The organism is Lysobacter terrae, assembly GCF_054782215.1.
The window spans coordinates 199,550-220,732 of record NZ_BAAGSX010000008.1 but is presented as its reverse complement, the minus strand read 5'-3'; the positions used below and the strand labels follow the sequence as shown (position 1 = coordinate 220,732).

The 21,183-nt window shown below is 67.4% G+C and carries 21 protein-coding genes; 11 read left to right on the top strand and 10 right to left on the bottom strand.

Features of this window, described 5'->3' with window-relative positions; genetic code table 11:
• Nucleotides 1-5: 5 nt before the first annotated feature.
• The 3 genes from fdhD to ACYVJ8_RS12805 are packed head-to-tail and all read right to left on the bottom strand — an operon-like array spanning nt 6 to nt 3,291.
• Nucleotides 6-797 (bottom strand): formate dehydrogenase accessory sulfurtransferase FdhD, encoded by a 792-nt coding sequence (gene fdhD, locus ACYVJ8_RS12815; protein WP_460712981.1) that lies wholly within the window; start codon nt 795-797, stop codon nt 6-8.
• Nucleotides 794-1,030: a helix-turn-helix domain-containing protein gene (locus tag ACYVJ8_RS12810; protein WP_460712979.1), complete on the bottom strand. Its 237-nt coding sequence runs from the start codon at nt 1,028-1,030 to the stop codon at nt 794-796. Before ACYVJ8_RS12810 ends, fdhD begins: the two co-directional genes overlap by 4 nt.
• Complete coding sequence (locus ACYVJ8_RS12805) at nt 1,027-3,291, bottom strand: FdhF/YdeP family oxidoreductase (RefSeq protein ID WP_460712978.1); 2,265 nt, start codon at nt 3,289-3,291, stop codon at nt 1,027-1,029. Before ACYVJ8_RS12805 ends, ACYVJ8_RS12810 begins: the two co-directional genes overlap by 4 nt.
• 123 nt (nt 3,292-3,414) lie before the next feature.
• On the opposite strand from ACYVJ8_RS12805, the gene ACYVJ8_RS12800 reads away from it, so the two are divergent.
• Nucleotides 3,415-3,672 (top strand): hypothetical protein, encoded by a 258-nt coding sequence (locus ACYVJ8_RS12800; protein WP_460712976.1) that lies wholly within the window; start codon nt 3,415-3,417, stop codon nt 3,670-3,672.
• A gap of 36 nt (nt 3,673-3,708) precedes the next feature.
• On the opposite strand, the gene ACYVJ8_RS12795 is transcribed toward ACYVJ8_RS12800, so the two are convergent.
• Nucleotides 3,709-4,881: a class I SAM-dependent rRNA methyltransferase gene (locus ACYVJ8_RS12795; RefSeq protein ID WP_460712974.1), complete on the bottom strand. Its 1,173-nt coding sequence runs from the start codon at nt 4,879-4,881 to the stop codon at nt 3,709-3,711.
• A 244-nt stretch (nt 4,882-5,125) separates the two neighbouring features.
• Between ACYVJ8_RS12795 and ACYVJ8_RS12790 the strand changes: the two genes are divergently transcribed.
• Both ACYVJ8_RS12790 and ACYVJ8_RS12785 read left to right on the top strand, forming a co-directional pair.
• Entirely contained in the window at nt 5,126-5,905 is a 780-nt protein-coding gene (locus ACYVJ8_RS12790; RefSeq protein WP_460712972.1) for a rhomboid family intramembrane serine protease, read from the top strand.
• A 104-nt stretch (nt 5,906-6,009) separates the two neighbouring features.
• Nucleotides 6,010-6,549: a porin family protein gene (locus ACYVJ8_RS12785; protein ID WP_460712970.1), complete on the top strand. Its 540-nt coding sequence runs from the start codon at nt 6,010-6,012 to the stop codon at nt 6,547-6,549.
• 57 nt (nt 6,550-6,606) lie between these two features.
• On the opposite strand, the gene ACYVJ8_RS12780 is transcribed toward ACYVJ8_RS12785, so the two are convergent.
• Nucleotides 6,607-7,083 carry an Lrp/AsnC family transcriptional regulator gene (locus ACYVJ8_RS12780; RefSeq protein WP_460712968.1) on the bottom strand — a complete coding sequence of 159 codons (477 nt, stop codon included), beginning with the start codon at nt 7,081-7,083 and terminating at the stop codon, nt 6,607-6,609.
• A 148-nt stretch (nt 7,084-7,231) separates the two neighbouring features.
• Between ACYVJ8_RS12780 and phhA the strand changes: the two genes are divergently transcribed.
• The 5 genes from phhA (at nt 7,232) to ACYVJ8_RS12755 (ending at nt 11,488) form a co-directional block, all read left to right on the top strand.
• Nucleotides 7,232-8,125 (top strand): phenylalanine 4-monooxygenase, encoded by an 894-nt coding sequence (gene phhA, locus ACYVJ8_RS12775; RefSeq protein ID WP_460712966.1) that lies wholly within the window; start codon nt 7,232-7,234, stop codon nt 8,123-8,125.
• A 64-nt stretch (nt 8,126-8,189) separates the two neighbouring features.
• Nucleotides 8,190-8,879, top strand: coding sequence for a dienelactone hydrolase family protein (locus ACYVJ8_RS12770; RefSeq protein WP_460712964.1), 690 nt, complete (start codon nt 8,190-8,192; stop codon nt 8,877-8,879).
• A 19-nt stretch (nt 8,880-8,898) separates the two neighbouring features.
• Complete coding sequence (locus ACYVJ8_RS12765) at nt 8,899-9,579, top strand: phosphoribosyltransferase (protein WP_460712962.1); 681 nt, start codon at nt 8,899-8,901, stop codon at nt 9,577-9,579.
• 93 nt (nt 9,580-9,672) lie between these two features.
• The gene (locus ACYVJ8_RS12760; protein WP_460712960.1) at nt 9,673-10,824 is read left to right on the top strand and encodes a sensor histidine kinase; all 1,152 of its coding nucleotides are present in this window, start codon (nt 9,673-9,675) and stop codon (nt 10,822-10,824) included.
• A 28-nt stretch (nt 10,825-10,852) separates the two neighbouring features.
• Nucleotides 10,853-11,488 carry a response regulator transcription factor gene (locus ACYVJ8_RS12755; protein WP_460712958.1) on the top strand — a complete coding sequence of 212 codons (636 nt, stop codon included), beginning with the start codon at nt 10,853-10,855 and terminating at the stop codon, nt 11,486-11,488.
• Nucleotides 11,489-11,509: 21 nt separating this feature from the next.
• On the opposite strand, the gene ACYVJ8_RS12750 is transcribed toward ACYVJ8_RS12755, so the two are convergent.
• Genes ACYVJ8_RS12750 through ACYVJ8_RS12740 form a run of 3 tightly spaced genes read right to left on the bottom strand, consistent with a single transcriptional unit; the run spans nt 11,510 to nt 13,626 of the window.
• Nucleotides 11,510-12,160 carry a 2OG-Fe(II) oxygenase gene (locus tag ACYVJ8_RS12750; protein WP_460712956.1) on the bottom strand — a complete coding sequence of 217 codons (651 nt, stop codon included), beginning with the start codon at nt 12,158-12,160 and terminating at the stop codon, nt 11,510-11,512.
• Between the two features lie 54 nt (nt 12,161-12,214).
• Nucleotides 12,215-12,907, bottom strand: coding sequence for an alpha/beta hydrolase family protein (locus ACYVJ8_RS12745; RefSeq protein ID WP_460712954.1), 693 nt, complete (start codon nt 12,905-12,907; stop codon nt 12,215-12,217).
• A complete protein-coding gene (locus tag ACYVJ8_RS12740; protein WP_460712952.1) occupies nt 12,904-13,626 on the bottom strand; it encodes a DUF72 domain-containing protein in 723 nt (240 codons plus the stop codon). The genes ACYVJ8_RS12745 and ACYVJ8_RS12740 overlap by 4 nt, the downstream gene beginning before the upstream one ends.
• 39 nt (nt 13,627-13,665) lie before the next feature.
• Between ACYVJ8_RS12740 and ligD the strand changes: the two genes are divergently transcribed.
• Genes ligD through ACYVJ8_RS12725 form a run of 3 tightly spaced genes read left to right on the top strand, consistent with a single transcriptional unit; the run spans nt 13,666 to nt 18,209 of the window.
• Nucleotides 13,666-16,425, top strand: coding sequence for a DNA ligase D (ligD, locus tag ACYVJ8_RS12735; protein WP_460712950.1), 2,760 nt, complete (start codon nt 13,666-13,668; stop codon nt 16,423-16,425).
• A gap of 17 nt (nt 16,426-16,442) precedes the next feature.
• The gene (gene ku, locus ACYVJ8_RS12730; protein ID WP_460712948.1) at nt 16,443-17,348 is read left to right on the top strand and encodes a non-homologous end joining protein Ku; all 906 of its coding nucleotides are present in this window, start codon (nt 16,443-16,445) and stop codon (nt 17,346-17,348) included.
• Nucleotides 17,349-17,363: 15 nt separating this feature from the next.
• A complete protein-coding gene (locus ACYVJ8_RS12725) occupies nt 17,364-18,209 on the top strand; it encodes a tetratricopeptide repeat protein (RefSeq protein ID WP_460712946.1) in 846 nt (281 codons plus the stop codon).
• Between the two features lie 27 nt (nt 18,210-18,236).
• Here the strand turns inward: ACYVJ8_RS12725 and ACYVJ8_RS12720 are convergent, their stop codons facing one another.
• Nucleotides 18,237-20,153, bottom strand: coding sequence for a PAS domain-containing hybrid sensor histidine kinase/response regulator (locus tag ACYVJ8_RS12720; RefSeq protein WP_460712944.1), 1,917 nt, complete (start codon nt 20,151-20,153; stop codon nt 18,237-18,239).
• Nucleotides 20,154-20,203: 50 nt separating this feature from the next.
• Entirely contained in the window at nt 20,204-21,118 is a 915-nt protein-coding gene (locus tag ACYVJ8_RS12715; RefSeq protein ID WP_460712942.1) for a LysR family transcriptional regulator, read from the bottom strand.
• Nucleotides 21,119-21,183: the final 65 nt, after the last annotated feature.

The following is a 21,183-nucleotide window of genomic DNA, read 5'->3' as shown; positions in this document are numbered from 1 at the left end:
CGGCGTCAATCCGGCAGCGTCAGCCGCTCCGGATAGGCGTACAGGTTGAGCGCTTCGCCGCGCGCGAAAGCGGCCAGGGTGATCCCGGCCGCTTGCGCGGTGCGGATCGCCAGGTCGGTCGGCGCCGAGATCGCGATCACCACCCCGATCCCGGCCATCGCGGCCTTGTGCACGATCTCGTACGACGCACGTGAGGTGATGACCAGGAAGCCCTGCGCCGGATCGCGGCCTTCGCGCCGCATCGCGCCGATCAGCTTGTCCAGCGCGTTGTGGCGGCCGACGTCTTCGCGCACGAGCAGGCCGTCCGCATGCGCGAAGCCGGCGGCATGCACGCCGCCGCTGCGGGCGTTCAAGGGCTGCTGCGCCGCCAGTGCTGCCAACGCGACGCGTACCTGCTCCAGCGCCACGGACTTCGGTTCGGGAACGCGCGGCACCGGCCGCAGCGCATCCTGCAAGCTCTCGATGCCGCACAGGCCGCAGCCGCTGCGGCCCTCCAGCGCGCGCCGCCGCATGGCGTCGTAGCGCGCCTGCGGGATCGCGGCGTGCAAGGCAACGCCGGCTTCGTTGCGCACGATATCGACCAGGCGGAATTCGTCGGCCTCCGCGACGACGCCTTCGGTCAACGCGAAACCCAGCGCGAAGTCCTCCAGGTCGCACGGCGTGGCCATCATCACCGCGAACGGCTCGCCGTTGCACAGCAGCGCGACCGGCACTTCGGCAACGGCCACGTCCTCGCGTTCGCTGCGCGACGCGCCTTCCACCCGTAGGGCGCGCACGTTCGCGAGGGCGTCGCTCATGCGGTCGCGCACAGGCGCCGGCCCTTCTCGGTCAGCCAGAGCAGAACGCGCTCGCCCTCGGCGCGTTGCTCGATCAGATCCAGGCCGTCGAAGCGTGGGTCCGGACCGAGCGCCGTCAGCAGGCGTTGCAGTTCGCTCAGGCTCAGCTCCAGGCGCTTGGCGACGCGGTGGATCGACTGGCCGTCTTCCGCCGCCAACAGTCGCAACAGCGCGAGCGCGTGCTCCTCGCTCATGCGCTCGCCTGGGTACGACGCAGTCGAACCGGAATGGATTTGGACGCCGGCGTGCGTGCGCGCTCGGCATAGCTGTCCAGCGGCACCAGCGGGTTGGTCTCCGGGAAATACGCCGCCAGGCAGCCGGCGGGAATGTCGTACTCGACCAGACGGAAGTCGAGCGCTTCGCGTTCCTGCACGCCTTCGCCGTCGCGCCACACCGACACCAGGTCGACGCGATCGCCGTCGGCGAAGCCCAATCGCTGCAGGTCGGCAGGCGAAATGAAGCACACGCGGCGCAGGCCGTGCACGCCGCGGTAGCGGTCGTCGAACCCGTACACGGTGGTGTTGTACTGGTCGTGCGAGCGCACGGTCATCAGCGTCAGCAACTCCGCACTCCAACCGACCGCGCCGACCAGCGGATGCGCGAGGAAATGCGCGCGGCCGTCGTGGGTTGGGAATGCGCGCTCGCGGTTGGGATGGTGCAGGTGGAAGCCACCCGCGGTGCGTACACGCGCGTTGAAACCGTCGAAGCCATCGATCACGCGCGCGATGCGATCGCGGATGCGATCGTAATCCTCGACCAGAGCGAGCCACGGCGTCGCGCTGCGCGGCAGCGTCGTCGCGGCCAGGCGCGCAATGATCGCGGGCTCGGACAGCAGCTGCTCGGAAGCGGGTGGATTCATCCCGGCCGACAGGTGCACCATGCTCATCGAATCCTCGACCGACACCGCCTGCGGACCCGCGGCCTGCACGTCGATCTCGGTGCGGCCCAGGCACGGCAGGATCAGCGCATCGCGGCCGTGCACCAGGTGCGAACGGTTGAGCTTGGTGCTGACGTGCACGGTGAGCGCGCAATTGCGCAGCGCGGCCTGGGTGAGCGCGGTGTCGGGCGTGGCGGCGGCGAAGTTGCCGCCGAGCGCAAAGAAGACCTTGCCGCGACCGTCGCGCATCGCCGCGATCGCGTCGAGCGTATCGAAGCCATGTTCACGCGGAGGCCGGAAAGCGAACTCGGCGCCCAGCTTGTCCAGGAACCCATCCGACGGCTTCTCGTAGATGCCCATCGTGCGGTCGCCCTGCACGTTGGAGTGTCCGCGCACCGGGCACGGGCCAGCGCCCGCCTTGCCGACGTTGCCGCGCAACAGCAGCAGATTGCCCAGCATCTGAATGGTGGCCACGCTGCGGTGATGCTGGGTGATGCCCATGCCCCAGCAGAGGATCGTGGCCTGGCTGTCGATGTAGATCTGCGCCGCGTACTCGAGCTGGTCGCGGGTCAGCCCGGACTCGCGTTCCAGCTCATCCCACTCCAGCGCGCGCAGGCTGGCGGCGAACAGGTCGTAGCCGTGCGTGTGCGCGGCGATGAAGTCGCGGTCGATGGCATCGCGCTCGGTCACGACCTTCGCTATCGCCATCGCCACGGCCAGGTCGCCGCCGATCCGCGGTTGGAAATAGTCCGAGGCGATACGCACACCGGGTCCGCCCGGGCGCATATCGACCGGCGACTTCGGATCGGCGAAACGCTCCAGGCCGCGTTCGCGCAAGGGATTGAAGGCGACGATGCGGCAGCCGCGCTTGGAGGCCTCGCGCAATTCGCCGAGCATGCGCGGATGATTGGTGCCGGGGTTCTGGCCGAAGATGAAGATCGCCTCGGCCTGGGTGAAATCGTCGAGCAGCACCGACCCCTTGCCGCTGCCGAGCTGCTCGGTGAGCGCCACGCCCGACGGCTCGTGGCACATGTTCGAGCAGTCGGGCAGGTTGTTGGTGCCGAATTCGCGCACGAACAGCTGATAGAGGAACGCGGCCTCGTTGGACGCACGCCCGGAGGTGTAGAAGATCGCCTCGTCGGGCGAGGCGAGCGCATTCAGCGCCGTGGCGATCGTCGCGAACGCCTCGTCCCAGGTAAGCGGCACGTAGCGATCGCTGGCCGCGTCGTAGCGCATCGGTTCGGTGAGCCGGCCCTGCGCTTCCAGGAAATGATCGTCCTGCGCCAGCAGCTCGGCCACGCTGTACGCAGCGAAGAAGTCGCGGGTGACGCGCTTGCTGGTCGCTTCGTTCGCGACGGCCTTGACCCCGTTCTCGCAGAACTCGAAGGTCGAATGCGCATTACGGTCGGGCCAGGCGCAACCCGGACAGTCGAAGCCGGCCGGCTGATTGGTGCGCAGCAGGGTGCTCGCGCCCTTCATCACCACCTGTTGCTCGCGCAGGGCGTGCCACGAGCTCTTCAGTGCATCCCAGCCGCCCGCTGGCTTGAGGTAGACGTCGATGGATTTGCGCTGGGACATGCATCACGGGCGTGAATGGTTCACGGCGATTCTAGCGCTGCCGTCGTCCCGGAGCGGCGCCGCGCGCGTTCACGCACCGGCGCTTCATTCCGCTCGCACGCGCCGTAGCGGATGCTTCGTGTCATGCATTCGCTGATCGACACTCCCATGACGCCCTACCGCAACCGCAACGGCAACTCCGGCGTGGCCGCCTACGCACTGCTGGACGACGGCATTCTCGTGCGGTTCGTGGATGGCAAGACCTACCGCTACGGCCTCACCCAGCCGGGTCGCCACCACATTGGCCAGATGAAGTCGCTGGCGCTGGGCGGGCGCGGGCTGGGCGTCTACATCAGCCGCTACGTGCGCGACAAATATGAGGAACAGGCCGACGCCGACTGAATCCGCGCCGGCGCAATCTGCGCCGGCGCCATCGCATCAGTCCAGCACGCGGCAGAACACCGCCTTGAGATAACGCGATTCCTGCACCTGGGCGAGGAAGGGGTGATCCGCGCCGGCGCCGGCGACCTTCAATACCTGCACGGTGCGGCCAGCATAGAAGGCGGCGCGGCGCAGCATGTCGAGGAACTGCTCCTCGCTCACCAAACCGGTGCACGAGAACGTGGCGAACAGACCGCCCGGCTTGACCACGCTGAGCGCGAGCTTGTTCATGTCGAGATACTTCTTGAGCGCGCTGATGACCTGTTCGCGATCGCGCGTCATCTTGGCTGGATCGAGGATCACCACGTCGTACTGGTCGCCACGCAGGCCCGCGTCGCGCAGCCACGGAAAGATGTCGGCCTGGACGAAGCGCGGGCGCACGCTGTTCAACTTCGCGTTGCCCTTGGCGATCTCGATCACGGCTTCGTCGATGTCGACGCCGATCACCTCGCTGGCGCCGCGCACGGCCGAGTAGACCGCGAAGCCGCCGGTGTTGCAGCACAGGTCGAGCACGCGCTTGCCTTCGACCTGCTGGCTCAGCCACTGCCGGTTCTCACGCTGGTCGGCGAAGAAGCCGGTCTTGTGCGCGCCGGCGGGATCGGCGCGGAACTTCACGCCGTATTCGGTGATCACCGCCGGTTGCGCCGGTTCGGAGCCGCGGAAGTCGAAGGACTCCTGCTTCTGCACGTGTTCGTCGGCGGAGGCGTGGAAGCGGCAACCGGGGAAATGCTGCCGCAGCGCGTCGTAGATCCATTCGCGGTAGCGGAACGCGCCGGCGCTGAAGAATTCCACCACCAGCAGATCGTCGTAGCGGTCGACGACCAGGCCGCTGATGCCGTCGCCTTCGCTGTGCACTACGCGCCAGGCGTTGCTGATCGCGTCCAGCTTGAGGATGTCGCGGCGCAGGCTGACGGCCTCGCCGATCTTGCGCGCGAACCAGGCGGCGTCGATCTGCACATCCGGATCGCGTTCGAGCATGCGCAGGGCGATGCGCGAGTGGCCGTTGTAGAAGCCGCGGCCGATCCAGACGCCGTCGACGCCCACCACGTCTACGATCTGCCCGGACTTGGGGCGCTGCACGGGCTTGTCGACGAGGCGTTGGAAGATCCAGGGATGGGTGGAGTTCCAGGCGTTTTTGAGGCGGACGGTGGGGTATGCATCGGTATTCATCGCGGCATTTTACGCGGTGGTGGAGCGCGGCCCGCCACCGCCCCTCACCCTGCGTCGCGTGCGCGACGCTGTCCCTCTCCCCGCAAGCGGGGCGAGGGGGAGCAACTAGGGATCACCTTCTCCCCGCTCGCGGGGAGAAGGTGGCGCGCAGCGCCGGATGAGGGGCAGCTTTCCGTCACGGCGGGACGCACTTTCCCGAACCACAGCCCTTGGATCGCCCCTAAGGCGCCGCCACTCCTTTTCCATGCACCTGCCCACGCCCGAACTCCCCGCCGACACCCCGGCCCAGCGCGCGCACGACCGCGGCCGCTTGCTGCGCGCCTTCAACCTCAGCTTCGGCTTCGTGCTGGCCTTGGGCGCCGTGTTCATCGCCCAGCCCGCCTTCGACGTCGCCGCCTGGAGCGTGCAGCCGCACGACCTGGCCGGCTTGGTCGGGGTGCTGACGGCGCCGTTGCTGCATGGGTCGATCGAGCACTTCGCCGCCAACGCGATTTCCCTGCTGCTGCTGGGCACGCTCGCCGGCACGGTCTATCCGCGCGCGACCGTGCGCGCGCTGCCCTTGCTCTGGCTGGGCTCCGGGCTCGGTGCCTGGGTGCTGGGCGAGGCCGGATCCCACCATCTGGGCGCGAGCGGGCTCACCCACGGCCTGATGTTTCTGATCTTCAGCCTCGGCGTGCTGCGGCGCGACCGGCCTTCGGTGGCGGCGGCGATGATCGCGTTCTTCCTTTACGGCGGCATGTTGCTGACCGTGTTGCCGCGCGAAGCCGGCGTGTCCTGGCAGGCGCACCTGGGCGGCGCGGCGGCGGGCATGGCGGCGGCCTGGCTATTCCGGCGCAGCGACCCGCTGCCGCCGCGGCGCAAGTACAGCTGGGAACTGGAGGAAGAACTGGCCGCGCAGGCCACGGACGACGAACTGGAGCCCCGCACGCCGCAGGACGTGCCGGTGCTATGGAACCGCCCCACGCCGGATCATCGCGGCGTGGTGTTGCCCTTCCCGCCGCGCGACGGCGGGCGCGGTTCGTGAACCGCCGCTTTAACGCAAATTTGACAAAACAGGGTCGAGCCCGCACCTTGGCGCCCGCCCGCCACGCCTGTGGCGGGCCTTTCACTCTTTATGGATAGATACGAATGAAGAAGACCCTGATCCTTTCCTGCGCGCTGGCCCTGGCCTCGCTGTCCGCCAACGCGCTGGCCGCCGAAGGCGCCCACGGCTTCGTGCGCGCTGAAGTCGGCAACAGCAACATCGAAATCGACAACACCGACGGCGACGACACCGCCTACGCGGTGCGCGGCGGTTACTTCTTCAACGCCAACGTCGGCGTCGAAGGCTTCTACAGCAACTTCGGCGAAGACGAAGATGAAGGCGTGTCCGGCAAGATCACCGGCTACGGCGTCGGCGTGGTCGCGAAGAAGAACTTCGGCCCCGACAACACCGGCGTGTACATCGATGGCCGCGCCGGCGTGGTCCGCGCCAAGACCGAAGTCTCGGTCACCGGCCTCGGCAGCGCCGACGACACCTCGACCAAGCCGTACTTCGGCGTGGGCGTGGGCTATGACTTCTCCGACGCGTTCGGCCTGAGCCTGAACTACGGCTACGTCAGCGCCGACGCCTTCGGCGAAGACGTCAACGTGCAGACGCTGACCGTCGGCGGCGAATTCCGCTTCTAAGCGGTTCGTTCTGTGCTTGGAAACGGCCGCCTCGTGCGGCCGTTTTCTTTTGCGCGCTCACCCGCGCGGCAACGGTAGCCCGCGGAACGCCTTGACCGTGCGCAGCACGAAGCTGGAGTTCACATCGGCGACGCCGGCCTGGTTGAGCAGGCGGTCGAGCAGGAAACGCGAGAAGTGCTCCAGGTCGCGCACCGCGACCTGCAACAGATAGTCCATGTCGCCGGTGAGCGCGTGGCAGGCCACGACTTCGTCCCACTGATTGACGAAGCCGGCGAAGGCGGCGATCGAGGCGGCATCGTGCTCGCGCAACTGCACGCGGACGAAGGCCTGCAGGCCCAGGCCCAGGCGCTCCGGATCGACCTCGGCGCGGTAGCCGCTGATCACGCCTTCGCGCTCCAGCCGTTGCAATCGGCGCAGGCAGGCCGAGGCGGACAGGTGCACGCGTTCGGCCAGTTCGGCGTTGGTCTGGCGGCCGTTGCGCTGGAGCTCGGCCAGCAGGAGCAGGTCGATGCGGTCGAGTTCGACGGCGGTCATGGCGGTTTGCTGCAACGATTTCGTTAAAGACGCAAGAATCATGCGCTTACGGGCCCAGACCGCGCAACAACGCAAGCTTGTTGCGCCGTTCCCCGGCTACAGTGCCCGATAGCGCCTTCCCCCTCCGCGCGCCTCCAGGATCCGGCCCGTGAATGCCATTACCCCCAACCGCGTCGAACACCAGCTCACCGACAAGGGCTACGTCCCGGTCTATACGACCGCCGTGGTCGAGCAGCCCTGGGCGAGCTACAGCGCGAGCGACCACGAGGTGTGGGCCACGCTGTTCGAACGCCAGCAGCAGATCCTTGTCGGACGCGCCAGCGACGAGTTCCTGCGCCAGCAGCGCGCGATGGGGATGACGCCCGACCGTATTCCGAAGTTCGAGGACCTCAACGCGGTCCTGCGCAAGGCGACCGGTTGGGAACTGGTCGGCGTCGAGGGCCTGCTGCCCGAACTCACCTTCTTCGATCACCTCGCCAATCGCCGCTTCCCGGTGACGTGGTGGATCCGCAAGCCCGAGCAGCTGGATTACCTGAGCGAACCGGACCTGTTCCACGACCTGTTCGGCCACGTACCGCTGCTGATGAACCCGGTGTTCGCCGACTACATGCAGGCCTACGGCCGGGGTGGCGTGAAGGCGCACGCGATCGGCCCGGAAGCGTTGGTCAATCTGACCCGCCTGTACTGGTACACGGTCGAGTTCGGCCTGATCCGCCAGCCCGACGGCCTGCGCATCTACGGCAGCGGCATCGTGTCCTCGAAGGGCGAGAGCATCCACTGCCTGGAGAGCAACGCGCCCAACCGCATCGGTTTCGATCTCGAGCGGATCATGCGCACGCGCTACCGCATCGATACCTACCAGAAGACCTACTTCGTCATCGACAGCTACGAGCAGCTGATGGAAGCGACGACGCCGGACTTCACTCCGATCTACGCGAAGCTGGCGCAGCAGGAATCCATTCCCGCGGGCAACGTGCTCGACAGCGACACGGTGTTCAACCGCGGCACCGGCGAAGGCTGGCTGAGCGACGGCGACGTGTAAGCCGATCGCGGCAGCGCGCGGCTCTTTCGCGGCGGGCTCACCGGGCCGCCGCTAGGCTCACGGCATGGATGCGCATGTCACGCTCGCGGTCCACGTGGACATCGATCTGGGCCCGCTGCGGCTGCGCGGCGTGTTCACCCGGCCGCGGGACGCGCGTGGTGTCGTCCTGTTCGCGCACGGTTCCGGCAGCGGACGGCTGAGTCCGCGCAACCAGTTCGTCGCTGCCACGTTGCAGCACGCCGGCTTTGCGACCTTGCTGTTCGACCTGCTCACGGCGGACGAAGAGTGGCGCGAGCGCGACACGCGCCATCTGCGTTTCGACATCCCGCTGCTGGCCGCGCGCCTGGTCGCGGTCACCGCCTGGCTGCACGCGCGGCACGAAGCCGCCGACCTGCCCGTTGGCTATTTCGGCGCCAGTACCGGCGCCGCCGCCGCGCTGGTCGCCGCGGCGGAAGCCGCTTCCGGTGAACATCGCCACCTGCCGCGCATCCACGCCGTGGTGTCGCGCGGCGGACGTCCCGACCTGGCCGACGGCGCGCTGGAACTTGTACTTGCACCCACGCTGTTGATCGTCGGCGCCGACGACCACGGTGTGATCGAGCTGAATCGCGAGGCGCTGGCGCGACTGCACTGCAAGAAGGAACTGACGCTGGTGCCGGACGCGACGCATCTGTTCGAGGAGCCGGGCACACTCGCCGTAGCGGCGCGCCTCGCCGCGGAGTGGTTCGCGCGCTATCTGGGCGGCGGTGGCTGACTGCCCTGAGCATGTCGGCATGAGTTACCGCGACCGCCGCCACGCAGGTGTCCTACTCGCGCAAGCGCTCGCCGACTATCGCGACCGCGACGATGTGGTGGTGCTGGGTTTGCCGCGTGGCGGCGTGCCGGTGGCGTTCGAAGTGGCGCACGCGCTGTCGGCGCCGCTCGACATCTTCCTGGTGCGCAAACTTGGCGCGCCCGGTCAGGAGGAATTGGCCGTCGGCGCCATCGCCAGCGGCGGGGTGCGCGTGCTCAACCTGGCGATAGTGCGCGCGCTGCACCTGGACGACGCGCAGATCGAGGCGATCGCCCGTCGCGAACAGGCCGAACTCGAACGCCGCGAACACGTCTACCGCGCGGGGCGCGATGAGGTTCCGCTTGCCGGCCGCACCGTCATCGTCATCGACGACGGCCTGGCCACCGGCGCGACCATGCGTGCGGCCGTGCACGCGCTGCGCCAGCGCGGACCGGAGCGAATCGTGGTCGCCGTCCCCGTCGGCGCGGTCGACTCCCGCGCGCTGCTGCGGCGCGAAGCCGACGAAGTCGTCTGCCTGCAAGCACCGGAACCCTTCGGCGGCGTCGGCCTGTGGTACGACGACTTCAGCCAGACCTCCGACGACGAGGTGCGCGCCCTGTTGTTGGCGGGCCGTGCCCAGACGGCTAGCAAACCCGAAACCCCTTACCACCGCCACCACTGATGTCGCCGGCCGTCGGCCGGCCTTGTGGTGCTGGAAGTCACTTTCTGCACCGGCGGCATTGCGGGCAGCCGGCGTGCGTCGCAGCATGTCCGCATGCCGCGCCACAACTCCATGCTTTCGCACCGATGCGGCCTGTCCCTGCGGGATAGGCTGCGCACGCTGCTGCATCCGTTCAATCTCGCCGGCCTGTTCACCTGGGGCGCCGTTGCGCTGTCGATGCGCTGGATGCACGCCGAATCGCTGCCCCTGGCGTGGACGCTGCTTGCCGTCTATCTGCTCGCGCTGCTCGCCAACGATCTGCTGCGCGAGGACTACCCGCGCACCGCCACCACGCTGTTGTGGCTGGAAGCGGTGGCGGCGCTGGTGCTGGTCTGGCTCGATCCGGGTATCGGCACCGCGCAGGTATTGCTGGTGGTATGGACCGCGCAGATCGCCGCGGCGTGGGCGCCGCGCCGCGCGCTGTTGGCGGTCCTGGTGGCGGATGCGATCGTGTACGCGATCCTGGTGGCCAACGAGCAGCGCTCTCCATTGCTGGTCGTCGCGATGTACGCCGGCTTCCAGGCCTTCGCGGCGCTGTGTGCTTTCTATGCGGTCGCGGCGGAACGCGCCCGCGACCAGCTGGTCCTGGTCAACGCCGACCTGCTCGCCACGCGCGCCCTGCTCGCCGATTCCGCGCGCGATGCCGAGCGCCTGCGCGTAGCGCGCGAGCTGCACGACGTCGCAGGCCATAAGCTCACCGCGCTCACCCTCAACCTGCGCGCGCTCGGCTCGGATCCCGCCTTCGCCGATCGGCACGAACTTCAGGTGGCGCAACAGATGTCGGCGGAGCTGCTCGGCGATATCCGCAGCGTGGTACAGGCATTGCGCGATTCCAGCGGTCTCGACCTGGGCACGGCGTTGCGCGCACTTGCGGCGCCGATGCCGAAGCCAACGCTGCAACTGGCGATCGGCGACGACGTGCACATCAACAATCCAACGGTCGCCGAAGCCGTGCTCCGGCTGGTGCAGGAAGCATTGACCAATAGCGCCCGGCACGCCGAAGCCGAGACCGTGCGCGTCCACCTGGCGCGCGACGGCGCACGCCTGAGCGTCCGTGTCGAAGACGACGGCTACGTGCGCGGCACGATCCACGAAGGCAACGGCCTGTCCGGCATGCGCGAGCGCCTGGCCGCGGCCGGCGGCACCCTGGCCTTGTCGACCACGGCGCGCGGCGCATTGCGCATCGACGCGAGCCTGCCGCTATGAGCAAGCTTTTCTCTCCTTGGTGCTTTGCATGACCGCGCCTTTGCGTATCGCCCTCGCCGACGACCAGGCGCTCGTGCGTGCGGGCCTGCGCGCTCTTCTGGAGCGCCAGGGCATCGCCATCGCCTTCGAGGCCGACGACGGCGAACAATTGCTCGCGCAACTTGCCGCGCAGCCGGTCGACGTCGTGCTCAGCGACATCCGCATGCCGCGCATCGACGGCATCGAGGCCTTGCAACAGCTGCGTGCGCGCGGCGACAGCACGCCGGTGCTGTTGCTGACCACTTTCGACGACAGCGAGCTGCTGTTGCGCGCGACCCAAGCCGGCGCGCAGGGCTTCCTGTTGAAGGACGCGGCGCCGGAAGACCTCCGCGAGGCGATCCAGCGCGTGGCGCGCGGCGACACCCTGCTGCAGCCGGTGAGTACCGAAGCGGTGCGCACGCGTTACTCATTCCAGGCGCAGGACGCGCCGAAGGAACGCTTCAGCGAACGCGAGGTGGCGATCCTGCGCCTGCTCGCCGGCGGCTATTCCAACAAGGAGATCGCGCGATCGCTGTTCCTGGCCGAGGGCACGGTGAAGAACTACGTGTCGGTGATCCTGGAGAAGCTCGACACGCGCGATCGCACACGCGCGGTATTGAAGGCGATTACGTTGCGGGTGATTTAAGGGGCAGCTGTAGCAACCGCCTCACCCCATCCGCGGCTTCCACCAGCGGTCGAATCCACCCAGCATCTTCTTTACGCCCCGCGAGAAACGGCCACGGCGTGTCTTGCGCGCAAGCGCTTCGGTATCGGCGAGCCAGGCGATCTGGATGGTGAGGCGTTCGCCTTCGAACGGCAGGTGGCCGTGGAAGGAGTGTTCGCTGCGCCGGAATGCCACCAGATTTCCGTACACCGGCGTCACCTGCGGCGCGACCTGCACTTCGATGTCGTTGACGTCGGCGAGAAAGCGCAGGGCGCCGGCATCGCCATGCGGCCAATCCGCATTGAGGTAGACCAGGGCGGTGACGATCTTGGATTGGCTGTCGGTATGGATATTGCCGTGACGACGGTTGAGCGAGCTGCACAGCGTGACCAGCGCCGGATAGCGCGACAGGCCTTCGATGCCGAGGCGTTCGCCGATGGCGTCGGCGAACGGTGTCGCGGTGAGTTCCTCGATCAGCCCGTTGATCGCCGCGCCGCAATCGGCCGCCTCGTGCGGAAAGAAGCCGGCACCGCGATAGCGCGGAAAGTCCGCGCGCAGCCGCTCGGCATCGGCCGGATCGAGCAGGCCCTCGCCGCACAACAGGGGAAACGGCGCGGCCAGTGCGGAAGCGGGCAGGCGATCGGCAAGCAGCATGACGGTCGAGCTGAAGTGAAAATCCGAGTCTAGTCGCGCGCGCTTACGTACGCACTACTCGCTACGTGCCCGCATCCAGTGCGCGGCCGTGTCGAGCACGTCCTGCAGGACCTCGGCATCGCGACGGCCACTGCGCGCCGGCACGTGGAACGAGTGATCGGCATCGGCAAACAAGGCCAACGTCCCGCGCGCACCCAGCCGCTCGACCACAGGCTGCAGCAGCGCCACCTCGGCGAGCTCGTCGCGCGTGCCCTGCAGAAACAGCATCGGCACGGCGACCTCGTCCAGGTGCGCCGCGCGCTCGATGGACGGCTTGCCCGCCGGATGCAGCGGGAAGCCGAAGAAAACCAGCCCGCGCACGCCCGGCAACGGCGTATCGGCCTGGGCCTGCGACGTCATGCGCCCGCCAAAGGATTTGCCGCCCGCGAACCACGGCACGCCGGGCAGTCGGCGCGCGGCTTCCGCCACGGCGGCGCGCACGGCGGCATGCGCTACCCGCGGTGTGTCCGGGCGGCGCGAACCGCGCTCCATATACGGGAACTGATAGCGCAGCGTCGCAATCCCGCGCTCCGCCAGGCCCTGCGCCACCGCGGCCATGAACGGATGCGCCATGCCGGCGCCCGCACCATGCGCGAATACGTAGCCCGCCCACGCCCGCGCCGGTACCCGCAGCAAGCCCGACACGCTGTCGGCGCCCTCGATTTCGATCGCGATGGCTTCGCTCGAATCGGCTGCGCCTTGCTTCATGGCGCAGGCTCCTGCCCGCCGGTCGCCTGCCGCAACGCCTGCGCGTAGGCGGGCGCGGTCGGCTCATGCATGAAGTAGGCGTATGCGTCGCCCCAGCGCGTCGCCGCGATGCGCTGCGCCCACTGCGCGAAGTCGGTGTCGCGATATTCCTCCAGCCGCAGGCGCAAATAGCCCCAGGGTGCGGTTTCGACCAGCGGCGGTGGCTGGTCGTCCTCGCGCTCGGACAGGCACAGCGCGGCGCCCGCGTCTTCCAGCACGCCATAGACCGCGTCGTCGAACCAGCTGGCGTTGCGGAACTCGAATGCCGCGCGATGATCGCCCGGCAGCAGTTGCAGGAATTCGCCCAGCCGCACCAGGTCCTTCTTCATGAACGGCGGCAACTGGAACAGCACCGGCCCACGCTTGTCGCCCAAGGTTTCCAGCGTGCGGTAGAGGTAGGCGACCGAATCGGCCACGGCCTCCGCCTTCAGCCGCGCCTCGTGGGTGATGCGGCGCGGCGCCTTGATCGCGAAGCGGAAGCCGTTCGGCACCACCTCGGCCCAGTGCGCCAGCACCGACGCCTTGGGCATCTGATAGAAGGTATTGTTGATCTCGACCGTGGGCAGGCGCTGCGCATACCAGGCGAGCATGTCCTCGGGCTTGATCTTCTCGGGATAGAAGCCGCCCTTCCATTCCTTGAAGGCATAGCCGCTAGCTCCCGACCACACGCGTGCTGTCATTGTTCGTCCCTTCCTGTTCGTTCCTTGCCGGATCCGAGGATGGCGAAGCTCAGCGAATATTCCGCCAAGCGGCGTTTCGAGGCCACCCCCGAGCCCGCGCCCGCGGAACGGGCCCATGAACACGGGCCGCTGCTGTTCGTGGTGCAGCAGCACGCGGCCACGCGCCTGCATTACGACTTCCGCATCGAGTGCGACGGCGTGCTGTTTTCCTGGGCGGTGCCCAAGGGGCCTTCGTCCGATCCCGCCGACAAGCGCATGGCGGTGTTCGTCGAGAACCATCCTTACGACTACGCTTCGTTCGAGGGCGTGATCCCGCCGAAGCAGTACGGCGCGGGCGAAGTGATCGTCTGGGATTGCGGCGTATACAGCCCCGACGAGGACGGCGTGTTCTTCCACGACCGCGCCCAGGCCGAGCAGCGCGTGCGCGAGGGACTCAAGGCCGGCAAGCTCAGCCTGCAGCTGCGCGGTGAGAAGCTCAAAGGGTCCTACGCGCTGGTGCGCACCAAGGAAGCCAAGAGCTGGCTGCTGATCAAGCACAAGGACCGCTTCGTCTCCACGGCCGACATCACGCAGCACGATCAGTCGGTGCTGTCGGGTCTTCGCGTGCGCGAACTCAAGTTCGTCGCGCCGCCGCCGCAAATGCCGGCCGCGCAACTGGTGCCCGCGGGCGAAAGCACGCCGATGCCCTCGAAGCTGGCGCCGATGCTCGCCGAAAGCGGCGACGCCGCGTTCACCCACGAGGACTGGGGGTGGGAACCCAAGTTGGACGGTTACCGCGTGCTCGCTTTCATCGACGGCGATCGCGTGCAGCTGAAGTCGCGCCGCGGGCTGGAATTGGCGGGTACGTTCCCCCGGCTTGCCGAAGAACTGCGAGCGCAGGCCGGAGGCGGCACGCTGGTCCTCGACGGCGAGATCGTCTCCTTCGATGGGCAGGGTCGGCCGTCCTTCAACGCCCTGCAGAACCGCTTCCAGCTCAAGGCGGCGACCGACATCGCGGCCGCCGATCGCAACGTGCCGACGCTGTTCTTCGCCTTCGACCTGCTGTACTTCGCCGGCATCGACCTGCGCGCGCGGCCGTACCGCGAACGCCGCCGTTATCTCGCGCAGTGCCTGCTGCCCTCGCCGCTGGTGCAGCTAGTGCATGCGGCGGCCGACGGCGAGGCCATGCAGGAGGCGGCGTTGGCGAGCGGCTTCGAAGGCATCGTCGGCAAGCGCCTGGACAGTCGTTACGAAGCCGGCAAGCGTTCGAAGGCCTGGCTCAAGGTGAAGCCGACCCAAGGCGCCGAATTCGTCATCGGTGGTTACACCCGCGGCAAGGGCTCGCGCGAAAAGCTCGGCGCGGTGCTGGTGGGGTACTGGGACGGCGATGCGCTGCGTTTCGCTTCGGGCGTAGGTTCCGGCTTCGACGATCGCACGCTCGCGGCGGTGTTCGAACCCCTGCAGCCGCTGCGCATCGAACGCAATCCCTTCGCCGAGAAGCCCGACGTGCCCGGACCGATCACGTGGGTGCGGCCGGAGCTGGTGGCGGAAGTGAACTTCCACGAATGGACCGGCGACGGCCACCTGCGCGCGCCGACCTTCGTGCGCCTGCGCGACGACATCGATCCGCAGACGGTGAGCCGCAACGAAGTCGCTCGTCCCGCCGAGTCGGCACCGCGGGGAGCCAAGCGCGTCGCCGCCGCACGCGCGGCCACATCGCACGCGAAGCCCTCGTCATCCTCTACCGAAGTCGCCGCGGTGCTCGCGCAACTCGACAACACCCGCAAGATGCTCGAGCTCGCGATCGGGCCGCATCGCATCAAGCTCAGCAATCTCGACCGCGTCTATTGGCCGGCAAACGACGAGCTCGAGCAGGCCGCGCTGACCAAGCGCGATCTGCTGATCTATCTCGCGCAGGTGTCGCCGCTGATGCTGCCGCATCTGGCCGACCGGCCGCTGACGATGATCCGCATGCCCGATGGCATTCGCGGGCAGCGCTTCTTCCAGAAGCATTGGGATCAAGCGCGCCCAGACTTCGTCGAAACGGTGACCGTCTTCTCCGGCAGCAAGGACGAAGAGCACGAGTACCTGCTGTGCAACAACCTGCCTACGCTGTTGTGGCTGGCGCAGTCGGGCACGCTGGAATTCCACGTCTGGCACTCGCGCGCCAAGGTCGGTCCGGACTGCGCATCGAAGTCGACCGATTACGCGACCTCGCTGGAGTCGCTGGAAGCGTCGGTGCTCAACTACCCCGACTACGTGGTGTTCGACATCGATCCCTACATCTATTCGGGCAAGGAAGCCAAAGGCGCCGAGCCGGAGCTCAACACCGTCGCCTTCGAGAAGGGCAAGGAGATCGCCTTCGCCCTGCGCGAGCTGCTGCTGGGCATGGGCCTGGAGCCCATCGTCAAGACCTCGGGCAAGACCGGCTTGCATGTTTTTGTCCCGATCAAGCGGACGCTGGACTTCGATGCGGCCCGCCACGTGTCCGAACTGGTCAGCCGCCACCTCATGCGGCAGCGCCCCAAGGACATCACCATGGAGTGGAGTGTCCCTAAACGTAGTGGAAAAATTTTCATGGACCACAACATGAACGTGCGGGGCAAGACCTTGAACGTCGCCTACTCCCCACGCGGCGAGCCCGCCGCACCGGTATCGATGCCGCTGACCTGGGACGAGCTGGCCTCCGCGTATCCACTCGACTTCCGCATTCCCGGTGTTATAAAGCGGCTTTCACGTATGGGCGATCGCTGGAGCGATGCCTTAACACGCAAACAGGACCTCGAGCGGGCCCTCAAAAAACAGGGCGGCGGGGTCTGAAACATCGGAGAGCAGTCATGGCTGCACGCTCGATTGCGTCACTCACCGTTTCCTTCGGCCTGGTCGCCATTCCGGTCAAGCTGTACACGGCGACCGAATCCAAGGGCGGCATTTCCTTCAACATGCTGCACAAGAAATGCGGCTCTCGTGTGCGCTATCAGGTGATGTGCGCGCGCGAAGAGATTCCGATCGATCGCGACGAGATCGTGAAGGGCTACGAGTTCGCCAAGGACCAGTACGTGATGTTCACGCCGGAGGAGCTGAAGGCGTTGGAGGAAGTGGGCACGCATAGCGCGGATATCGTCGAGTTCGTGCCGATCGCCGCGATCGATCCGGTCTACTTCGACAAGGCGTACTACCTCGCGCCGGACAAGGGCGGTGCCAAGCCCTATGCCCTGTTCGCCAAGGCGCTGCGCGAATCCGAGCGTTGCGCGATCGGCCATTGGGCCACGCGCGGCAAAAGCTACATCGTGATGATCCGCCCGGTCGAAGATGGACTAGTGATGCAGCAGCTGCTCTACCAGAACGAAGTACGTGCGATCGGCGATCTCGACATCCCGCGCACCGACGTGAAGCCGGCGGAGTTGAAGCTGGCGCAGCAGCTGATCGATTCGCAGAGTTCCGAGACCTTCGACCCATCGCAGTACAAGGACGAGGTCACCGAACGCATCGAGGCCGCAGTACAGAAGAAGGTGGAAGGCGAGCAGATCACCTTGGCCGAGGAACCCGAGGGCGGCGCACAGATCATCGACCTGATGGAAGCGCTGCGCGCGAGTCTCGAGAAGAAGGGCGGTGCCGCGCCGGCGCGCAAGGGCGCGGCCGCGAGCAAGGCCACGCGCAAGCCGGCCAAGCGCGTGCAGGCACTGGAAGTCGAACATGCAGCGCCTGCGCCCAAGCGCAAGGCCAGCAAGCGGTCGAAGTAGCAGGACGACCACTGCATGCACTCCTACGGCATGCGCGACGTCGAGAAGCTGCTTCGACTGTCGCGCAGCACGCTCCGCTCGCTGATCGCCGCGGGTTTCGTCACGCCCGAGCGCGGTCCGCGCAACGCGTTGCGCTTCTCTTTCCGCGACCTGATCGTGCTGCGTACGGCGCAGACGTTGGCGGCAGCCAAGATCCCGCACCGGCGCATCCTGCGCGCCTTGCGCGAGCTGCGCGGTCGCCTGCCCGAGGAGATGCCGCTGTCCGGGTTGAGCATCGGTGCGGTCGCCGATCACGTCGTGGTGCGCGAAGGCCGCAGCCGCTGGGTCGCCGAGTCGGGCCAGTACCTGCTGTCGTTCGAAGGCGATCCGGAGCAGGGCACGCTGCAGGTGATCGAGACGCCGCCTGCCGCGGCGCCGCAGGATGCCGCGGGCGACGACTGGAACGCGCAAGGCGCCGCGCTCGAACGCAGCAATGCCGAGCACGCGCTGCTGGCGTACGAGCGCGCCGTCGCCGGCGATCCACTGCGTCTGGACGCGCGCATCAATCTCGGCCGCCTGCTGCACGAGCTGGAGCGTTTCGACGAAGCCGAACGCGCCTATCGCGACGCGTTCGCCATCGTGCGTTCCGAGCGCAACTATTCCGATCGCGGCGATAACGCCCTGCTCCACTTCAATCTCGCGGTGCTGCTCGACGACCTGGATCGCGCGGACGAGGCGATCAACGAATACGAGGCCGCGCTGCGCGTCGATCCCGATCTGGCCGATGCGCACTACAACCTGGCGCTGCTGTACGAAGAGCAGGGTGAGGCGAAGCAGGCCTTGCGGCACATGTCGCAGTACCGGCGCCTGATTAGAGAGTGAGCGCGCCGCGGCGGCGGGCGCGATCATTCAATTGAACAAGGCGCGCAGGATGTGCGTGATCTGCTCGGCCGCCAGCGGCTTGGTGAGATGGGCGTGGAAGCCGGCCTCGCGCGTGGCGGACATATCGCCGGCCTGGCCGTAGCCGGTCACGGCGATCAGGGGCGTTGGTTGCGGCAGTTCCTCGTTCAGTCGCCGGCCGAGTTCGAAACCGTCTATGTCGGGAAGACCCAGATCGATGAGGATCGCGTCGTAGGTTGCCGCGCGGGTCGCTTCCAGTGCGCTGGCGGCGTCGTACACCGCTTCGCAAAGGTAGCCCGAATGCTGCAGCAGCATCCGCATCGAATCGGCCGCGTCGCGGTTGTCGTCGACGATCAGCAGGCGCCGCGACGCTACCTGCGCGGCGGGTGCGTTCTCCGGCGCCCTGAAGCCGGGTTCCGCTGCCGCCGGCAAGCGGATGCGGAATTCGGCGCCTTCGCCCGGCTGGCCGCTGCTGGAGGCGCTCACCTCGCCGCGGTGCAGCGTCACCAGCTGCTGCACCAGGCTCAATCCCAGGCCGAGACCGCCATGCGAACGCGCCGCGTCCTGATCGCCTTGCACGAACGGATTGAAGATGTCCGCGATTTTCTCCGGCGCGATGCCGGGGCCATTGTCACGGATCACGATCTCGACTTGCCCTTCCAGCCGACGCAGCTTGGCCGAGATTTGCCCGTGCGGCTGCGTGAACTTGACCGCGTTGTGCAGCAGATTGCTCAGCACCTGGACCAGACGCACGCGATCGCCGACGACCCACGCCGGTGTTGCGGTCGTTTCCACGTACAGCGACTGCGAGCGCCGGCGCGCCTGCACATCGACGGTTTCCACCGCGTCGGCGAGCGCCGCGCGCAGATCCAGCGTCTGTTGCAACAGGCGGATCTTGCCCTTGGTGATGCGGCTTATGTCGAGCAGGTCGTCGACCAGTCGCGACAACTGGCCCAGCTGCCGTTCGATCACATCGCGGCAGCTCTTCACCGCCGGTGATTCGATCGGTTCCATGTGCATGATGGAAACGGCGTTGGCGATGGGCGCCAGCGGATTGCGCAACTCGTGGCCCAGCATGGCGAGGAACGTGGTCAGCCGCTCACCTTCGTCCTCCAGCGCGCGGATGCGGCGGTGCGAGGTGAGATCGCGGGTGATCTTGACGAAACCAGCGTGGTTGCCGTCGCCGTCGTACAGCGCGGAGATGATGACATTGGCCCAGAAGCGCGTGCCATCCTTGCGCACGCGCCAGCCTTCGTCTTCGATGCGCCCTTCGGCGAGAGCGATCTCAAGTTCGCGCGCGGGCCAATTCTTTGCGAGCGCCTCGGGCGTGTAGAACACCGAGAAGTGCTGGCCGATGATTTCGCCCGCGCGATAGCCCTTGATGAGTTCTGCGCCGGGGTTCCAGCTGGCGACGCGGCCTTGGGTGTCGAGCATGAAGATCGCGTAATCGCGTACGCCCTCGACCAGCAGGCGGAAGCGCTCTTCGCTGCGGCGCAACTGCTCTTCGTGTTCGCGGCGATCGGTGAGGTCGCGGGTAACCTTGGTGAAGCCGCGCAGCGTGCCGTTGGGATTGTCGATGCGCGAGATGATCACGTTGGCCCAGAAGCGCGAGCCGTCCTTGCGCACGCGCCAGCCTTCGTCCTCGAAGCGACCGAGCGCGCGGGCCATGGTGAGCTCATGATCGGGCCATCCGGCCGCGACTTTTTCGGGGGGATAGAACAGCGAGAAGTGCCGACCTATCACTTCGTCGGCGCTATAACCCTTGATGCTCTGCGCGCCGCGGTTCCAGCTGCAGATATGCCCCTGCGGGTCGAGCATGAAGATGGCGTAATCGGGCACCGACTCCACCAGCAAGCGAAACGGAATGTCGTCGCCACTGCAGACTTTGCCGACTATGTCGGCAGCTGGTCGGAGCCCCTGAGTCATCCGCTAGAGAACACGCATTCCGGGTATGTGCAGTGTGAAGGCGGCCGGGATCAGCCCGCGTGCCGCTCCCAGGGCGGTACATCGCCCAACCGCTGAGCCAGGAAGTCGACGAACGCGCGAACGCGCGGCGGCACCAGCCGGCGCTGCGGCATCACCGCGTGGATGCCGGTATCGGCGAGCGGATAGTCGGGCAGCAGTACGCGCAGGCGGCCGGCGCGCAAATCGCCGTTGACGTGCCAGGTCGAATGCAGGGCGATGCCCAATCCGGCAACGGCGGCGTCGCGCAGCAGTTCGCCTTGATTGCTTTCCAAGCGGCCGTGCACGCGCACGGAGATTTCGCCGCCGTCGCTTTGGAATCGCCATAGGTCGTTGCGGCCCTGCGCGCCGACGAGCAGCAGGCATTCGTGCTGCGCCAGTTCGGCCGGTGTGCGCGGCTCGCCATGTGCGCGCAGGTAGTCCGGCGAAGCGCAGAGCACGCGCCGGTTGTTGGCGATGCGGCGCGCGACCAGGGTCGAATCGTCGAGCGCGCCGATGCGGATGCCCACGTCCATGCCGGCGCTGACCAGGTCGACCTTCTGGTCGTTGAGGTCGACGCTGACCCGGACCTCGGGGTGCAGCGCCAGGAATTCGGGCAGCAGCGGCGAGATATAGAGGCGGCCGAAGGTCGACGACATCGTCACCCGCAGTGTGCCGGCGACGCCGCTGCCGGTGCGGCGCAGTCCTCCGGCCAGGGCTTCGAGGTCTTCGACCAGGACGCGGCCTTGCTCCGCGAGCAGCAGGCCCTCGGGCGTGGGATGCAATTGCCGGGTGGTCCGGTGCAGCAGGCGCACGCCCAGGTCGCGCTCCAGCCGCTTCAGGCGCTGGCTGGCCACTGCGACCGACAGGTCCAGGCTGCGGGCGGCGGCGCTGATCGAGCCCAGGTCCAGAACCCGCAGGAACAGGGCGATGTCGCCGATCCGGTCCATATTCTCAACGCGATGTTGAAAGTGTTTGGAGATATGCCCGGTTTTTGGCGAGGATGCAACGGACC

Excerpts from the sequence above, each read along its gene's own strand:
- fdhD (WP_460712981.1), bottom strand. The coding sequence starts at position 797 with ATGAGCGACGCCCTCGCGAACGTGCGCGCCCTACGGGTGGAAGGCGCG.
- ACYVJ8_RS12810 (WP_460712979.1), bottom strand. The coding sequence starts at position 1,030 with ATGAGCGAGGAGCACGCGCTCGCGCTGTTGCGACTGTTGGCGGCGGAA.
- ACYVJ8_RS12805 (WP_460712978.1), bottom strand. The coding sequence starts at position 3,291 with ATGTCCCAGCGCAAATCCATCGACGTCTACCTCAAGCCAGCGGGCGGC.
- ACYVJ8_RS12800 (WP_460712976.1), top strand. The coding sequence starts at position 3,415 with ATGCATTCGCTGATCGACACTCCCATGACGCCCTACCGCAACCGCAAC.
- ACYVJ8_RS12795 (WP_460712974.1), bottom strand. The coding sequence starts at position 4,881 with ATGAATACCGATGCATACCCCACCGTCCGCCTCAAAAACGCCTGGAAC.
- ACYVJ8_RS12790 (WP_460712972.1), top strand. The coding sequence starts at position 5,126 with ATGCACCTGCCCACGCCCGAACTCCCCGCCGACACCCCGGCCCAGCGC.
- ACYVJ8_RS12785 (WP_460712970.1), top strand. The coding sequence starts at position 6,010 with ATGAAGAAGACCCTGATCCTTTCCTGCGCGCTGGCCCTGGCCTCGCTG.
- ACYVJ8_RS12780 (WP_460712968.1), bottom strand. The coding sequence starts at position 7,083 with ATGACCGCCGTCGAACTCGACCGCATCGACCTGCTCCTGCTGGCCGAG.
- ACYVJ8_RS12770 (WP_460712964.1), top strand. The coding sequence starts at position 8,190 with ATGGATGCGCATGTCACGCTCGCGGTCCACGTGGACATCGATCTGGGC.
- ACYVJ8_RS12765 (WP_460712962.1), top strand. The coding sequence starts at position 8,899 with ATGAGTTACCGCGACCGCCGCCACGCAGGTGTCCTACTCGCGCAAGCG.
- ACYVJ8_RS12760 (WP_460712960.1), top strand. The coding sequence starts at position 9,673 with ATGCCGCGCCACAACTCCATGCTTTCGCACCGATGCGGCCTGTCCCTG.
- ACYVJ8_RS12755 (WP_460712958.1), top strand. The coding sequence starts at position 10,853 with ATGACCGCGCCTTTGCGTATCGCCCTCGCCGACGACCAGGCGCTCGTG.
- ACYVJ8_RS12750 (WP_460712956.1), bottom strand. The coding sequence starts at position 12,160 with ATGCTGCTTGCCGATCGCCTGCCCGCTTCCGCACTGGCCGCGCCGTTT.
- ACYVJ8_RS12745 (WP_460712954.1), bottom strand. The coding sequence starts at position 12,907 with ATGAAGCAAGGCGCAGCCGATTCGAGCGAAGCCATCGCGATCGAAATC.
- ACYVJ8_RS12740 (WP_460712952.1), bottom strand. The coding sequence starts at position 13,626 with ATGACAGCACGCGTGTGGTCGGGAGCTAGCGGCTATGCCTTCAAGGAA.
- ligD (WP_460712950.1), top strand. The coding sequence starts at position 13,666 with ATGGCGAAGCTCAGCGAATATTCCGCCAAGCGGCGTTTCGAGGCCACC.
- ku (WP_460712948.1), top strand. The coding sequence starts at position 16,443 with ATGGCTGCACGCTCGATTGCGTCACTCACCGTTTCCTTCGGCCTGGTC.
- ACYVJ8_RS12725 (WP_460712946.1), top strand. The coding sequence starts at position 17,364 with ATGCACTCCTACGGCATGCGCGACGTCGAGAAGCTGCTTCGACTGTCG.
- ACYVJ8_RS12720 (WP_460712944.1), bottom strand. The coding sequence starts at position 20,153 with ATGACTCAGGGGCTCCGACCAGCTGCCGACATAGTCGGCAAAGTCTGC.
- ACYVJ8_RS12715 (WP_460712942.1), bottom strand. The coding sequence starts at position 21,118 with ATGGACCGGATCGGCGACATCGCCCTGTTCCTGCGGGTTCTGGACCTG.